Origin of the sequence: Rheinheimera mangrovi (assembly GCF_003990335.1) — a bacterium.
Lineage (GTDB): Bacteria > Pseudomonadota > Gammaproteobacteria > Enterobacterales > Alteromonadaceae > Pararheinheimera > Pararheinheimera mangrovi.
Genome location: NZ_CP034683.1, coordinates 3974501 through 3989557 on the forward strand (window position 1 = coordinate 3974501; position 15057 = coordinate 3989557).

The following is a 15057-nucleotide window of genomic DNA, read 5'->3' on the forward strand; positions in this document are numbered from 1 at the left end:
ACTTCAAGCTCCCTCGTTTGGTTTTAATGCAGAAATTGCTAATTTAGCAGCCGCCAGTTGTTTGGCCAGCGCACCTATATTGCCAGCGCCTTGAGTCAGCAGCACATCACCGTCCTGCAACACATCAGCTAAAGCAGCAGGCAGGTCTGCAGGGCTTGCCACATAAATAGGATCCAGCTGACCGCGGGCACGAATAGAGCGGCATAAACTACGGCTGTCAGCACCTGGAATAGCGGCTTCGCCTGCGGCATACACCTCAAGCAATAACAATAAATCGACAGAAGACAGTACTTTGGCGAAGTCTTCGTATAAATCACGGGTTCTGGTGTAACGGTGTGGCTGATAGGCCATGACGATACGGCGCTCCGGCCAGGCGTTACGTGCTGCCGCTAAAGTGGCAGCGACCTCGCTTGGATGGTGGCCATAGTCATCGACCAGCAGCACTTTGCCACGGCCTGTCTCAAACTCACCGTATTGTTCAAAGCGACGGCCTATACCTTCGAATTTTTTCAGCGCGGCTAAAATGGAATCCGTTGCTATGCCTTCATCTTTGGCCACAGCAAAAGCTGCGGTCGCATTTAATGCATTGTGACGACCGGCTAAATTCAGCTCAATCTGGCTGGCAACGCCGTTTTTATCGGTAATAACAAAATGGCTTTGAGTTCCGGTCTGGCCGAAGTCACTGATGACATAATCCGCATCTTCGCTAAAACCATAGGTAATAACAAAACGGCCAATTTGTGGGATCAACTCACGCACTACAGCATCATCGATACACATCACGGCGACACCATAAAATGGCAGGTTATGGCAAAACTCCAGATAGGTGGCTTTCATTTTGTCAAAGTCACCCTGATAGGTTTCCATATGATCAGGTTCGATATTGGTGATCACAGACGCCATAGGCTGCAAATGCAGGAAAGAAGCATCGCTCTCATCCGCTTCGGCAATTAAATAGCGGCCAGCACCTAAACGAGCATTGGTGCCTGCAGAATTCAGTAAGCCACCGATCACAAAAGTAGGATCAGTACCAGCTTCGGCAAAAATAGAAGCGATTAAGCTGGTGGTGGTGGTTTTACCATGGGTACCGGCAATAGCAATACCATGGCGGAAACGCATTAATTCGGCCAGCATTTCAGCGCGGCGCACCACCGGAATTCGATGTTCAATAGCAGCAGCTACTTCCGGGTTATCGGTTTTAATAGCGCTGGAAACCACAACAACGCTTGCACCTTCGATGTTTTCAGCTTTATGGCCAATCACAATGCAGGCACCTAAAGCTGCTAAACGGTCTACCACAGGGTTTGGCGCTATATCTGAACCCGAAACTTTATAACCTTCATTGACTAATACTTCGGCAATACCACCCATACCAGCGCCGCCGATCCCAACGAAGTGGATCCGCTCTACCCTGCGCATTGCATTTTTGTTTTGTTGGTTGCTCATTTAGTCTTACCTATCACTTCACCACAGACTCTAACAACTTGTTCTGCGGCATCATCTATTGCTGTTCTGCGGGCATTATTTGCCAAATGACGCAGTGCACTTTTGTCCTGCAACCAGGACTGGAGTAAAGGCAACAACGCACCTTTACTGAATTCGCTTTGTGGCAGTAACACTGCCCCTTGTTTTTGCACTAACCAACTGGCATTCGCCGTCTGATGATCATCAATAGCCGACGGCAAAGGCACAAAAACTGCAGCTACGCCGGCACAAGCCACTTCAGAGACTGTTAAAGCACCAGCGCGGCAAATCACTAAATCAGCCCAGGTGTAAGCCGCAGCCATATCTTCAATAAATGCACTGGCACTGGCCTTTAATTCAGGTAAAGCCGCATAGGCCTGTTGCACCTGAGTCTCCATTGCTTTACCCGTCTGGTGACGTATTTCTAACTGACCAAACTGCGCCGCCTTCGCAAACAAAGCCGGTAAGTGCTGATTAAAGACCTGGGCGCCTAAACTGCCACCGACCACCAGCACTTTTAAATTTGGTGTTGGCGCCTGTAGTTGTTTTTGGCCAGATACAGCCAGTACTTCTGCACGTACCGGATTACCTACTACTAACCTGTCTTTGCGATCAGCAAAGGCCTGCGGAAAAGCCACTAATACTTTTTTCGCGATACGGGCCAACAATCTGTTGGTGGTGCCTGCAACTGCATTTTGCTCATGCACTATTAAAGGTTTGCCCGCTAACCAAGCGGCTAAACCACCTGGACCACTGGCATAACCGCCAAAACCTAACACCAGTTCTGGATTCAGTTGCTTGACTAAAGCACGGGCCTGACTGATGGAGCGCAATAACATCAGCGGCGCTTTGACTAAGCTTTTTAAACCTTTACCCCGTAAACCGGCCACAGCAATACTGTGGAATGGAAAACCAAACTGTGGCACTAAAGTCGCTTCCATCCGATCCGCTGTACCCAGCCAATGGATGGCCCAGCCTTGTTGCTTTAACAATTCAGCCACAGCTTTAGCCGGGAAAATATGGCCACCAGTGCCGCCAGCCATAATCAGCGCTGTTTTTTGCTGTTTGTCAGTAGTCTGCATCAGCTCAGGCATGAGGACCTCCGCTGATAGCGTGACGACCTTTGAGTCGCACTTCAAAATCAATACGGAGTAACAAAGCGGCTGCGACCAGCATAATGATTAAACTACTGCCACCTGAACTGACAAAAGGCAAAGTTAAACCTTTAGTCGGTAACACACCGCTGGCAACACCTACATTTACACAGGTTTGAAAACCTATCCAAATCGCTAATGCATAGGCTAAAAAGCCGTGGAAACTCATGCCTTTAAATAAGGCTTTATTGCCAATCCATAAAGCACGGCTGACCAGTAAAAACAGCAAACTTAGAACCACAAACACACCAATCAGGCCTGTTTCTTCTGCAATCACCGCAAAGATAAAGTCGGTATGAGCTTCTGGTAAATACTCCAGCTTTTGCACGCTGTTACCAAGGCCCTGACCAAACCAGCTGCCCCGGCCAAAAGCCATCAAAGATTGTGTGAGCTGATAACCACTGCCAAAAGGGTCGGCCCAAGGGTCTAAAAACGAAGTCACACGACGCCAGCGGTATTCGCTGTATAAAATCAGCACACCAATAGCTGCAAGACCTGTGAAAATTAAGCAGAAGAATTGCCATAACTTAGCGCCTGCCAAAAACAGCAACACCACAGAAGTGGCAAACATCACAATGACGGTTCCAAGGTCTGGTTGCATCAGCAGTAAAACGGCCAGGATAAACATAATGATCAAAGGTTTGATAAAGCCTTTGATGTTTTCCCGCACTTCTTCATGCTTACGAACCAGGTAGCTGGACAAGTAGACAAAAAAGAATAATTTAGCTGGTTCAGCAGCCTGAATATTGATTGGGCCTAACGCCAGCCAACGGGTGGAACCATTAACATTACGTCCGACTAACAACACCGCAATCAACAAAACCAAAGCCAACATCAGCAATAAAATATTGGTGTTATGCCACCAGGACACAGGTACATTGAGTACCACATAGGCAGCTGCTATACCTATCACCAGATACACCAGATGACGAATAGTAAAATGCATTGGGTTGCCATATAAGCGTTCAGCCACGGGCACTGAAGCACTGGTGACCATAATAATGCCAACACCTAATACTAAGACCAGTAGCACCAAAAACAGTTTGTCATAACTGTTGGCTTCGTCACGTTGCCACCACTGCGTTATGGCTTCAATGGGTGAAGGGATCAGGTTCAGCAGCATTTGCTTCATAACCACACCTTCTGCACCGCTGCGGCAAACTGCTGGCCACGGTCTTCGTAATTTTTAAACATATCTAAGCTGGCACAGGCTGGTGACAGCAATACCAAATCATTGGCTGTGGCCAGTTGAGCCGCAGTTTTTACTGCAGCCATTAAATCTTTCACTTCAAAGCTACCCGCTTTCAGCGCAGCTATAGCAGGACCGTCCTGGCCTAAAGTAATTAAATGATCGACATCATTATTCAGCACTGTGGCCAATTCGCTGAAATCAGCGCCCTTGCCATCACCACCTGCTATTAAAATCAGTTTGCCTGAAACTTCAGGACGTAACCCTGCAATAGCTGCCAGAGTAGCGCCTACGTTGGTGGCTTTGGAGTCGTTGACCCAACGCACAGCTTTATGGTCCAGCACTAACTGGCAACGGTGCGGTAATGAGGTAAAGGTCTGCAGCGCTTTGACTAAGCCTTCACGGCTTGCACCAGCCGCTAAAGCTAAAGCGCAGCTTGCCAGGGCATTAAACTGATTATGCAAACCCACTATGGTCATATCGCGCACTGGCATCAAAGGCTCGCCCTGCACTAACAACCAGCTTTCGCCCTGATACTGAACCACGCCGTAGTCAGAACCTGCTAAATCTAAAGCCAGAGCAGGCACCGGAGTTTTTGGTGTAGTTAAGCAATCAGCTTTATTGTAAATCGCCAGATCTGTGCCCTGATACACCCGTTGTTTGGACGCAGCATAAGCGGCCATAGTGCCGTATCTGTCCATATGATCTTCAGTCACATTTAAAATACAGGCCGCTTTGCTTTTTAAAGAATGAGTGGTATCCAACTGGAAGCTCGATAGCTCCAGTACAAATACATCAGCATCACTTTGCAGCGCATCCAGAATTGGCAAACCAATATTGCCGGCTGCAATAGCATGTAAGCCGGAACATTGCAGCATATGAGCAGTTAAGCTGGTGACGGTCGACTTGCCATTGGCACCGGTAATAGCCAGCACAGGTTTCTGGTTTTGTAGTGCAAACAGCTCGACATCGCCTATCAGATGAGCACCTTGTGCTAAAGCAAAACGTATAGCCGGATGTTTAGGATCTAAGCCTGGGCTGACCACCAACACATCCATATGAGCTAAACGGTTGGCGTCCAGTTCACCTAAATAAATGCCGTCCACTTTGTCGACTGGGATCTGCTCCAATTCAGATACCTTTAAACGGGTATCCATCAGCACAGGTTTTACACCTTGTTTCAGCAAAAAGCGTACTGTGGCCAGACCTGAAAGGCCTAGTCCTATCACAGCAACACGTTTTCCCTGGAACAACTTAGCGTTCATGTTTTATCTCAGTTTTAAAGTAGCTAAACCAATCAGCACAAAAATGACCGACAAAATCCAGAACCGCACAATAACGCGTGGTTCAGGCCAGCCTTTTAATTCGTAATGGTGGTGAATAGGCGCCATACGGAAAATCCGCTGGCCACGCAATTTGTAAGAACCAACCTGCAAAATCACAGACACTGTTTCCATCACAAAAACACCGCCCATAATAAAGAGCACAATTTCCTGACGGACTAAAATGGCAATCACGCCTAAAACAGCACCTAAAGCTAAAGAACCTACATCGCCCATAAAGACCTGAGCCGGATAGGTATTAAACCAAAGGAAACCCAGGCCTGCGCCGACTAAAGCAGCACAAACCACCACCAGTTCACTGGCGTGTGGCAAATAAGGAATATTCAGATAAGTGGCAAAATTCACGTTACCGCTGGCATAAGCGATGATGGCAAACGCAAAGGCCACCATAATGGTTGGCACTATGGCTAAACCGTCCAAACCATCGGTTAAATTCACCGCGTTGCTGGTACCCACAATGACGAAATAACACAAAGCAATGAAGATAAAACCCAACTGTGGCAGCACATCTTTTATAAATGGCACCACTAAACTGGTTTCGGCCGGACGTTCTGCCGAGGCGTACAGGAAAAATGCGATAACGATGGCAAACAAGGACTGCCAGAAGTATTTCCATTTAGCGATTAAGCCTTTTGGATCTTTACGTACAACTTTGCGGTAGTCGTCGATAAAACCAATCCAGCCAAAACTGATCAGGGTAAAAATCACCACCCAGACGTACTTATTGGCCAAATCAGCCCATAACAAAATACTGGTCAGCACTGAACCTAAAATCAGCAAACCACCCATAGTTGGAGTGCCTTTTTTCGAGAAATGGCTTTGTGGGCCATCATCACGTACAGTTTGACCAATTTGTAATTGTTGTAACTTAGCTATTAGCTTGGGGCCAAAATAAAGGCTCAGCATTAAGGCGGTTAAAATACCCAGAATAGACCTGAAAGTCAGGTAACTGAATACGTTAAAGGCATTGATATATTGAGTTAAATACTCGGCTAACCACACTAACATGAGCTGATCTCCTGCTGACATCTTTCTAGCAAGTCCTGCACCACCAATTCCATTTTGGCGCTGCGCGAACCTTTGACCAGTACGGTGCTACTCGACTGTTCATCAAGGATCGGGCTTAACTTTTGGATCAGTTGCTGACGGGAACTAAAATGGGCCCCTTGGCCGTTAAATAAATCACTGGCGCTCTGTGATAACACACCCAAGGTGAATAACAGATTAATTCCCTTTTGTTTGGCGTATAAACCTACTTCTTCATGGTACAAACGGGCATCAGCGCCCAGTTCACCCATATCGCCAAACACCAGTACTCTGAAACCAGGGTAAGTTGCTAACAAGTCGATAGCCGCCTTAGTGGATTCAGAGTTCGCGTTGTAGGTATCGTCAATCAGACGTAATTTGTCGCTGGCGACTGTGACATTAATGCGGCCTTTGACTGGCTTCATTGCAGCTAAACCTAACTGCACATCGGTCAGGCTGGCACCTAAAGTCAAAGTAGCAGCTGCTGCAGCCAACGCATTGGCCACATTATGTTTGCCAGGCAACACCAGCTGAATAAAAATGCGGCCTTGTGGACAAACTAAATCAAAGCTGGCACAGCCCTGTTCATTCAGCACTATATGTTCAGCGGTAAAATCGGCTGCCTGAGTGCTGCTGAAGGTCAATACAGTTTTATCCTGCAGACGCTTTAACCAGTAATCAGAAAACTCGCTGTCCAATGGCACTATAGCAACGCCATCGACACCTAAAGAGCCATAAATTTCACCTTTGGCACGAGCCACGCCAAACAAGTCACCAAAACCTTCCAGATGAGCTGCAGCTACATTAGTGATAATAGAGACTTCAGGCTTCACTAACGAAGAAGTGTAGGCAATTTCGCCTAAATGATTGGCGCCCAACTCCATCACAGCGTACTGGTGCTGCTCTGTTAAACGTAATAAGGTTAAAGGCGCACCAATATCGTTGTTAAAGTTGCCTGCTGTCGCCAGTACATCGCCTATACGGTCTAAAATGGCCGCCATCATTTCTTTGACTGTGGTTTTGCCTACACTGCCGGTCACAGCAACAGACTTAGGATTGACCTTTTGCTTTACAGCTGCGCCCAAAGCCCCTAAAGCTAAACGGGTGTCGGCGACAATTATTTGCGGCACTGCCAGATCCAGCTGTTGTTCCACAATCAAAGCGACTGCGCCGTTTCTAACCACATCAGAGGCAAACTGATGACCATCAAAATTCGGGCCTTTTAAGGCGATAAATAAATCACCCTGATTAATATTGCGGCTATCTGTACTGACGCTTTGAATTTGAATATCTGCGCCAACCAGTTGTCCCTGCACTAATTGTGCTATTTCTTTTGTTTGTAAAGGGATCATAAAGCAGTCTCCGTCACCAGTTGTAGGACAAAGGCACGTTCGTCGTAGGGTAAAACTTCATGGCCAATGATTTGATAATCTTCATGGCCTTTACCGGCGATCAAGACCAGATCACCAGCTTTGGCTTGTTCTAAAGCGGTGCGTATCGCCGTTTTACGATCGGGGCTCAGCTGATATTGCTGTTGGGTGCAACCTGCAGCTATATCCAGACAAATGGCCATCACATCTTCAGTGCGGGGATTGTCCGCAGTAATAATGACTTGATCCGCTAAACGTTCAGCTATAGCACCCATTAAAGGTCGTTTGCCTTTGTCGCGGTCACCACCACAACCAAACACCACCCAAAGTTGGCCCTGACAATGGTTACGAACTGCTAGTAAAGTTTGCTCCAGCGCATCAGGCGTATGGGCATAATCCACCACAGCCATCACTTTGCGCTCGGCCTGATAAAACTGTTCGATACGGCCAGGTACACTGCTCAACTGCTCTGCAGCAGCAACTAAAGCCTCAAAGCTATGACCTAATTGCAGCATGGCGCCCAAAGCAGCCAATACGTTTTGAATATTAAATTCGCCCAGCACTTTTAGTGGCAACAGCTGTTGGCCTAAATGGCTGCTTAAGCGGAACTGATAACCCAGTGGAGTGATTTCCAGTTGGTCGTAAGCCAGATACTCACTATAGCCCTGGCAATCTATGAGCTGACCATAAGCCAGCACAGGCAGAGTGCAGCCAGCAGCTAATTGGCGGCCGAAGTCATCGGAAACATTAATCACAGCTTTTTTGGCTAAATCCGCTTTAAACAACAAAGCCTTGGCTTCGCCGTACGCTTGCATAGTGCCGTGATAATCCAGGTGATCGCGGGTTAAATTGGTAAACACCGCCACTTCAAACTGCAAGCCCGCCACACGCTGTTGCACTAAGGCATGAGAGGACACTTCCATCGCCACCAGCGAACAGCCTTTGGCAGCTTCGGCGGACAGAATACGGTGAATATCCACCAGATGTGGTGTGGTGTTATTTAATGGCGTCAGGCTGCGGTAATCGCCATAGCCCAAAGTGCCAATCACAGCAGCTTGTTGCTCTAACAACACCGCCAGTTGATTGACAAAAATAGCAGTACTGGATTTACCGTTGGTGCCGGTAATACCCACAAGTTGCTGCGCCTGATGTGGATAAAAAGCAGCGGCTAAAGCGCTCAGCAATTCAACTAGCTTAGGGACAACCACAATGCGCTCATCATCCAAAGTGCTCTGAGTATCCGTCAGCACCAACACAGCGCCGGCTGCTAAGGCTTTTTCAATAAACTGATTGCCATGAGTTTTAGTACCAGGCAGCGCCAGAAACACATCACCTTTTTGTACTTCTGAACTATTGATGCGTAAATGCTGTAATGGCAAAGCTGCCACAGAAGTTGGCAGTTGGATTGCAAAAGGAGTCAGCCACAGCTGTAGTGAGTTAGCCTGCATTGGGCCCCCCACTGACTTTGGTAATACGGCTATCGTTGGCATCAGGCGCAATATTTAATAATTGCAACGCGGCACCCGATACAGCAGAGAATACCGGAGCTGCGACTTCACCACCGTAATAATAATCGCCGCTTGGTTCGTTGATAATCACCACCACTGCAATACGAGGGTTTGAAATAGGCGCTATACCGGCAAATGAGCCAATGTAATCATCGCTGTAGCCACGGATGCCAGCTTTTTTCGCAGTGCCTGTTTTACCACCGACACGATAACCCGGTACTGCAGCTTTTTTCGCGCTGCCGCCAGGGCCTACTACAGCTTCTAACATGGCGACCATATTGTCGGCATTCTGTTCGCTGACGACGCGTTCACCCAAAGGCTTTTTATCAATTTTGAAAATGGACAAGGGGTAAGACACACCGCCATTGGCTATGGTGGCGTAAATACGGGCAAGTTGTACTGCGTTGACAGTAAAACTATAACCAAAAGAAATTGTGGCTAACGCATGTTCACCCCAACGACGTTGCTCACGTAATACACCCGGAGTTTCGCCCGCCAGGCCTAAACCCGTTTCTGAGCCGACCCCCATCTTGTAATACATATCAAGGAATTTGTCTGTTGGCAGGCCTAAAGCCAAACGGGTTACACCAATGTTACTGGATTTTCGCATAATGCCGGTCAGGTCTAAATCGCCATAACCATTGATATCCCGCACTAAACGACCACCAATACGTACAGGGCCATAACCAGTTGAAATCACTGTATCCATAGTGGCAGTGCCTTGTTCCAACGCCGCTAACACAGGCAAAGGTTTAATGGTTGAACCTGGCTCGAAGGTATCGGTAATAGCGCGATTCCGATATCTGTTGCTGTCACTGTTTTTTCTGTTGTTTGGGTTGTATGAAGGCGCATTAGCCATCGCCAGTACTTCACCGTTATGCACATCCACTACGACAACAGAACCAGAGGTCGCACCAAACTGCATCACTGCTTTTTTCAGCTCACGGTAGGCCACAGCCTGAATACGCTGGTCGATACTCAGCTGAATATTATTCGACGCCTGACCATCGGTTTGTGAAAGCACTTCAATTTCACGGCCTTTGGCATCTTTACGTATAGTTTTAAGTGCAGGTTTGCCGGTTAAAACGTCGTTGAACTGACGTTCAATGCCTTCCATGCCCTGGTCGTCTACATTGGTAAAACCTAACAAATGCGCAGTGACTTCACCGGCCGGATAATAACGGCGCGACTCTTGCTGAAAAGCAATGCCCGGAATTTTTAGTTGTTTGATGTAGTCGACAGTGGCAGGACTAGCCTGACGTTGCAGATAGACAAAACGTTTGGAATCGTCACCACCAATTTTGTCGGACAGCTGCTGCGGGCTGATTTGCAGCATATCAGCCAGCGCATGCCAACGACGTTCATCAATTTTATGTCTGTTGCGGATCACTAGTTGTGGGTCAGCCCAAATCGACTGTACAGGCACACTAACCGCCAGTTCTTCACCATTGCGGTCTAAAATCATGCCACGCATAGCAGCGTCAGATTTTACCCTTAGCGTACGCATATCGCCCTGTTCCAACAGCATTTCAGGTTCTAACACCTGCAAATAAGCTGCACGGATAATCAGGCCGCCAAATACCGCAAATAAGGACACAATTACAAAAGCAAAACGCCAACTGATGACAGTCGGCTGTTGATTCTTTTTCGCCTGCTTTTTAGGTGCTGCTGGTTTCTTTATCATGGTTCCTGCACCACCACATCTTGCGGGCCGCTGGGCCTGACCATATTGAGTTTGGTCGCTGCCAGCTCTTCCACCCTGCTGTGTTCAGACAAGGCCCTTTGTTCCAGCAACAAATTGCGCCACTCCATCTCCAGGGTGTCGCGATGTTGCAGTATTTTATCTTCGTGCATGGTCAGTTGACGGTTCATATGAGTGAACTCCACCACAGCCAAAGCTGAACCTAAACAGCACAACATCAGCACCAGCAGAAATTTATGCTGCCAGATATCGCTTAAAATCAGTCTGTTTAGTTTGATGGTACTCATGCGGTTTTCTCCGCAATACGTAATACAGCACTTCTTGCTCTGACGTTGTTTTCCAGTTCAGCATCAGACGGCATAATAGCTTTGCCAATCAGTTTTAATGGTGTGTAGAGATTCAGTTGGTCTTGCGTTAATGGCAAACCTTTTGGAATGGCAGCGCCTTTGCTTTTTAAACGCATAAACTGCTTCACCATCCGATCTTCCAGCGAATGGAAGCTGATTACTGTTAAACGGCCGCCAGGTTTTAACACCTGTACAGCGGCGTCCAGCGCAGTTTTAATCTGGTCCAGTTCGCTGTTGATATAAATGCGAATGCCCTGAAAGCTGCGGGTCGCAGGATGTTTTTTCTCTTTATGGCTTTTTGGTACTACAGTGCTGATTAAGCTGGCCAGCTGAGCTGTGCGGGTCAGTGGTTGCTCACTGCGGCTGTCAACTATGGCATTGGCTATACGCCAGGCCGATTTTTCTTCGCCGTATTCACGCAAAACAAAAGTAATGTCTTCCACATCGGCCTTCGCCAGCCAGTCGGCTGCAGAAATACCTGATGTTGGATCCATTCGCATATCCAAAGGGCCATCACGCATAAAGCTGAAACCACGCTCAGCGTCATCCAATTGCGGTGAAGACACACCTAAATCCAGCAATATACCGTCTACTTTGCCGGTAATGCCTTTGTCTTCAGCAATTTGAGCCAATGCAGCAAAAGGACTATGGGTAATAGAAAAACGTGGGTCGGCCAATAAAGGCTGGGCGGCGGCAATAGCTGCCGGGTCGCGGTCAATACCGTATAAGCGGCCTTGTTCACCTAATTTGGATAAGATCACTCTGCTGTGACCACCGCGGCCAAAAGTACCGTCGAGATAAATCCCGTCGGGTTTAATGGCTAATCCGTCTATGGTCTCTGCCAATAAAACGGAGATATGGGCGCTTTGATCCATCAGAGTACAAAATCCTGCAGCCGTTCAGAGATCTCAGCGTCGACGGACATATCACGCTCAATTGCCATATCTTCGGCAACACGTTTATTCCACGTCTCTTCGTCCCAGATCTCGAATTTGTTAAGTTGTCCGACTAAGCGGATGTTTTTTGTCAGACTGGCGTGGCTTCTGAGTGGCGCAGGTAATAGAATGCGACCGCTTTTATCCATATCACAATCCGACGCATGGCCTATCAGTAAACGTTTAAAGCGCAATTCTTGTGGGTTCTGATTGGATAAACGCTGCAACTGCTCCGCAACATCTTCCCATTCAGGCAGTGGATACAGCAGTAAACAAGGATCTTTGGTGTGAATAGTACAAACCATGGCCCCTTCAGCATCAGCAAATAAGGCATCACGGTAACGCGTTGGCAGCGCTAACCGACCCTTATCATCCAATGTTAAAGAAAACGACCCACGGAACATGTTAATCCCACTTCATTGTTGTTTGATCCTGATATTTGATCCACAAATACCCACAATTTCCCACTGATGTACAGTTTAGGGCCGCAGAAGAAAGCTTGTCAAGGTGAAAACCCCTTTGTTTGATCATGACAGATCCAGTAAAAACAAGGCTTAGCGCGAAGATCCTGATTTCTGTGGGAAAAAGTGGAAGAAAAAAACTATAAAATAAGTTGAAATCTTTTATTTAGTTACACATAACCATTCAGTTCCGGCTAGTAGCCTGCAGTATGCGACGAATAGGCCGTTAGCAAAGTGTTTACGTCGATTTTGATTATTAACAACCTGCAATAACCTAATGATTTTTCTAGGTAAAATATAAACACCTAATAAACCAGCCTTGCAGAGCAAGCAATAAACGATAATAACTGCAAAAGCTTACCTGATTGAAAACAAGGCTAAAAAAGCAGGGTAAAATCGAGGGGAACACAAAGAAAACACAGCAAAACAAAGGACCAAAAAGTAAGCAAGCACTTACAACCAAGTTTAAAAAAGCCCTGCCCGCCATAAAGCGTTCAGGGCAAAACCAGGAAGTTCAGCGACGCACTGCCGAAGCAGGTCGGGCTAACTGAAATATATCAGCAGCAACCCTGCTGTAACCTGAACCACCAATACGACTGATTAAATCCATTTTGTAAGGATCAGGCATGCCATTGGCGTCCAATAAAGCAGGATTGATGTAAAGGGCCAGCACTTGTGCAAAAATCACTTCGCAGCTTGGGTTTTCCGGTGGATAAGGTTGCAACTTCGCCAGTCGGCATTCAAGAGCAACGGGAGCCAAAGCAACACGAGGTACTTTAATTTGGCTGGATGCAGCCTGTTCCAGACCAGCCAGTTCAAATTCACTTTCATCAGATGGCACAGCAGCCGCACTGATATTCATTTCATTGGCCAGCGCATGCGGCACCAGATTGACTACAAAATCCCGGGTTGCTTCAATATTTAAGCTGGTGTCTTTGCGACTGCCATCGGCTTTATGCTGAGTGGAGATCATCAAGGTCGGTGGCTGATCAGTGATCATCTGGAAAAAGCTAAAAGGGGCTAAATTCAACTCGCCCTGTGCAGACACACTCGATACCCAGGCAATAGGACGAGGCGTAATAGTGCTGGTGAGCAGCTGATAAGCCGCTGAAGGGTCCAACTGCCGCAGATCAATCCACATTAATAACTACTCCAAAAAGATAAAATTAAACCCAACACAGCAGCTCCTGCGATGACCCGCATTAATCCCTGCTTAGCCACAAACAAGGCAATAGCCGCCAGCACAGTGATACATACTGCTTGCCAGTCGATGGCCCCGGAAAAACCCGTTGGCAACACCACATGGTAGGCAAAAAACAGCGCTAAATTAACAATTACCCCGACTACAGCAGCACTAATTGCAGTTAATGGCGCAGTGAGCTGTAACTTGCCTTGAGTCGATTCCACCAGAGGCCCCCCTGCAAGAATAAAAATAAAGGAAGGTAAAAAGGAAAACCAGCTCACCAGAAGCGCCGCTGTAATTCCTGCCAGCAGCATTAAATCAGGGCCAAAGCTGGCCTCTACATAAGCCCCAACAAAAGCGACAAACACCACCACCATAATCAGCGGACCTGGTGTGGTTTCCCCTAAAGCTAAACCATCCATCATCTGGCCTGGAGTTAGCCAGCCAAATTTATCGACAGTGCCCTGGTAGACATAAGGCAGGACAGCATAAGCACCACCAAAAGTTAATAATGCAGCTTTTGTAAAAAACCAGCTCATTTGGGTCAGTTGATGTTGCCAGCCCAAACTGAAGGTCAATGTCAGCATGGGCACAATCCAAAGCACTAAACCACAAGCTACTACCACCACTAAACGGCTCCAGCGAAATAACGCATGTGAAGGAGCTGCTGTTGTATCGTCAATCAAAGCCGGACCATAACTTTTTTGGGCTGCTGCATGACCGTCTGATGTAAACACCGCAGGTGTCACTTTACTGCCAATAAAACCAATCAGGGCAGCAGACAACACAATAAGCGGGAAAGGGAGTTTGAAGGCAAAAATAGCGACAAAAGCAGCAACAGCAATAGCCCATAATAGCGGGTGTTTCATCACCCGCCCGCCGATACGCCAGGCGGCATGCAGCACTATGGCCGCTATTGCAGGTTTAATCCCATAAAACAAAGCTGCCACCCAAGGGTGCTCGCCATAGACCAGATAACCCCAGGACAGCAGCACCAACAGCAGCAATGACGGCAGAACAAACAACAAACCGGCCACCACCCCACCTAAAGTGCGGTGCATTAGCCAGCCTAAATAAGTCGCCAGTTGCTGCGCCTCAGGCCCGGGCAACAGCATGCAATAATTCAGCGCATGTAAAAACCGGCCTTCACTGATCCAGCGGCGTTTTTCTACCAGCTCAGTATGCATCAGAGCTATCTGCCCGGCAGGCCCACCAAAGCTGATACAACCCAACTTGAGCCACAACCAAAAGGCTTGCCAGAAGGGAATAGCTGTTGCTACCTGTTTCATTTTATCCTGCCCAAAAGCGTTGCAATCCACAGCCTACCAAACCAGGCATGCAGCCTCCAGTCAAAGTAGTTGAATTGACTACACTT

General features: G+C 47.5%; 13 protein-coding genes. All 13 read right to left on the minus strand.

The window, feature by feature from the left end; genetic code table 11:
• Positions 1-3: 3 nt before the first annotated feature.
• Positions 4-1446, minus strand: a complete 1443-nt coding sequence (gene murC, locus EK374_RS17965; protein ID WP_127025909.1) for a UDP-N-acetylmuramate--L-alanine ligase — start codon at positions 1444-1446, stop codon at positions 4-6.
• Entirely contained in the window at positions 1443-2558 is a 1116-nt protein-coding gene (gene murG / locus EK374_RS17970; RefSeq protein ID WP_127025910.1) for an undecaprenyldiphospho-muramoylpentapeptide beta-N-acetylglucosaminyltransferase, read from the minus strand. Before murG ends, murC begins: the two co-directional genes overlap by 4 nt.
• Positions 2551-3750 carry a cell division protein FtsW gene (gene ftsW, locus EK374_RS17975; RefSeq protein WP_127025911.1) on the minus strand — a complete coding sequence of 400 codons (1200 nt, stop codon included), beginning with the start codon at positions 3748-3750 and terminating at the stop codon, positions 2551-2553. The genes murG and ftsW overlap by 8 nt, the downstream gene beginning before the upstream one ends.
• Positions 3747-5072 carry a UDP-N-acetylmuramoyl-L-alanine--D-glutamate ligase gene (gene murD, locus EK374_RS17980; protein ID WP_127025912.1) on the minus strand — a complete coding sequence of 442 codons (1326 nt, stop codon included), beginning with the start codon at positions 5070-5072 and terminating at the stop codon, positions 3747-3749. The genes ftsW and murD overlap by 4 nt, the downstream gene beginning before the upstream one ends.
• A 3-nt stretch (positions 5073-5075) precedes the next feature.
• Positions 5076-6158, minus strand: a complete 1083-nt coding sequence (mraY, locus tag EK374_RS17985) for a phospho-N-acetylmuramoyl-pentapeptide-transferase (RefSeq protein ID WP_127025913.1) — start codon at positions 6156-6158, stop codon at positions 5076-5078.
• Positions 6152-7528 carry a UDP-N-acetylmuramoyl-tripeptide--D-alanyl-D-alanine ligase gene (locus EK374_RS17990; RefSeq protein WP_127025914.1) on the minus strand — a complete coding sequence of 459 codons (1377 nt, stop codon included), beginning with the start codon at positions 7526-7528 and terminating at the stop codon, positions 6152-6154. Before EK374_RS17990 ends, mraY begins: the two co-directional genes overlap by 7 nt.
• Complete coding sequence (locus tag EK374_RS17995; protein ID WP_127025915.1) at positions 7525-8994, minus strand: UDP-N-acetylmuramoyl-L-alanyl-D-glutamate--2,6-diaminopimelate ligase; 1470 nt, start codon at positions 8992-8994, stop codon at positions 7525-7527. Before EK374_RS17995 ends, EK374_RS17990 begins: the two co-directional genes overlap by 4 nt.
• Entirely contained in the window at positions 8984-10738 is a 1755-nt protein-coding gene (locus tag EK374_RS18000; RefSeq protein ID WP_206099238.1) for a penicillin-binding transpeptidase domain-containing protein, read from the minus strand. The genes EK374_RS17995 and EK374_RS18000 overlap by 11 nt, the downstream gene beginning before the upstream one ends.
• On the minus strand, positions 10735-11043 hold the full coding sequence (ftsL, locus tag EK374_RS18005) for a cell division protein FtsL (RefSeq protein WP_127025916.1): 309 nt from the start codon (positions 11041-11043) through the stop codon (positions 10735-10737). The genes EK374_RS18000 and ftsL overlap by 4 nt, the downstream gene beginning before the upstream one ends.
• Positions 11040-11978 (minus strand): 16S rRNA (cytosine(1402)-N(4))-methyltransferase RsmH, encoded by a 939-nt coding sequence (gene rsmH / locus EK374_RS18010; protein ID WP_127025917.1) that lies wholly within the window; start codon positions 11976-11978, stop codon positions 11040-11042. Before rsmH ends, ftsL begins: the two co-directional genes overlap by 4 nt.
• A complete protein-coding gene (gene mraZ, locus EK374_RS18015) occupies positions 11978-12442 on the minus strand; it encodes a division/cell wall cluster transcriptional repressor MraZ (RefSeq protein ID WP_127025918.1) in 465 nt (154 codons plus the stop codon). The genes rsmH and mraZ overlap by 1 nt, the downstream gene beginning before the upstream one ends.
• 571 nt (positions 12443-13013) lie before the next feature.
• Positions 13014-13640, minus strand: a complete 627-nt coding sequence (locus tag EK374_RS18020) for a flavin reductase family protein (RefSeq protein ID WP_127025919.1) — start codon at positions 13638-13640, stop codon at positions 13014-13016.
• Positions 13640-14971 carry a chromate efflux transporter gene (gene chrA / locus EK374_RS18025; protein WP_127025920.1) on the minus strand — a complete coding sequence of 444 codons (1332 nt, stop codon included), beginning with the start codon at positions 14969-14971 and terminating at the stop codon, positions 13640-13642. Before chrA ends, EK374_RS18020 begins: the two co-directional genes overlap by 1 nt.
• Positions 14972-15057 lie beyond the last annotated feature (86 nt).

What these genes read in the sequence shown, in the direction of transcription:
- murC (WP_127025909.1), bottom strand. Translation starts at nt 1,446, where the DNA reads ATGAGCAACCAACAAAACAAAAATGCAATGCGCAGGGTAGAGCGGATC.
- EK374_RS18020 (WP_127025919.1), bottom strand. Translation starts at nt 13,640, where the DNA reads ATGTGGATTGATCTGCGGCAGTTGGACCCTTCAGCGGCTTATCAGCTG.
- murD (WP_127025912.1), bottom strand. Translation starts at nt 5,072, where the DNA reads ATGAACGCTAAGTTGTTCCAGGGAAAACGTGTTGCTGTGATAGGACTA.
- EK374_RS18000 (WP_206099238.1), bottom strand. Translation starts at nt 10,738, where the DNA reads ATGATAAAGAAACCAGCAGCACCTAAAAAGCAGGCGAAAAAGAATCAA.
- chrA (WP_127025920.1), bottom strand. Translation starts at nt 14,971, where the DNA reads ATGAAACAGGTAGCAACAGCTATTCCCTTCTGGCAAGCCTTTTGGTTG.
- ftsL (WP_127025916.1), bottom strand. Translation starts at nt 11,043, where the DNA reads ATGAGTACCATCAAACTAAACAGACTGATTTTAAGCGATATCTGGCAG.
- EK374_RS17990 (WP_127025914.1), bottom strand. Translation starts at nt 7,528, where the DNA reads ATGATCCCTTTACAAACAAAAGAAATAGCACAATTAGTGCAGGGACAA.
- mraZ (WP_127025918.1), bottom strand. Translation starts at nt 12,442, where the DNA reads ATGTTCCGTGGGTCGTTTTCTTTAACATTGGATGATAAGGGTCGGTTA.
- ftsW (WP_127025911.1), bottom strand. Translation starts at nt 3,750, where the DNA reads ATGAAGCAAATGCTGCTGAACCTGATCCCTTCACCCATTGAAGCCATA.
- EK374_RS17995 (WP_127025915.1), bottom strand. Translation starts at nt 8,994, where the DNA reads ATGCAGGCTAACTCACTACAGCTGTGGCTGACTCCTTTTGCAATCCAA.
- murG (WP_127025910.1), bottom strand. Translation starts at nt 2,558, where the DNA reads ATGCCTGAGCTGATGCAGACTACTGACAAACAGCAAAAAACAGCGCTG.
- mraY (WP_127025913.1), bottom strand. Translation starts at nt 6,158, where the DNA reads ATGTTAGTGTGGTTAGCCGAGTATTTAACTCAATATATCAATGCCTTT.
- rsmH (WP_127025917.1), bottom strand. Translation starts at nt 11,978, where the DNA reads ATGGATCAAAGCGCCCATATCTCCGTTTTATTGGCAGAGACCATAGAC.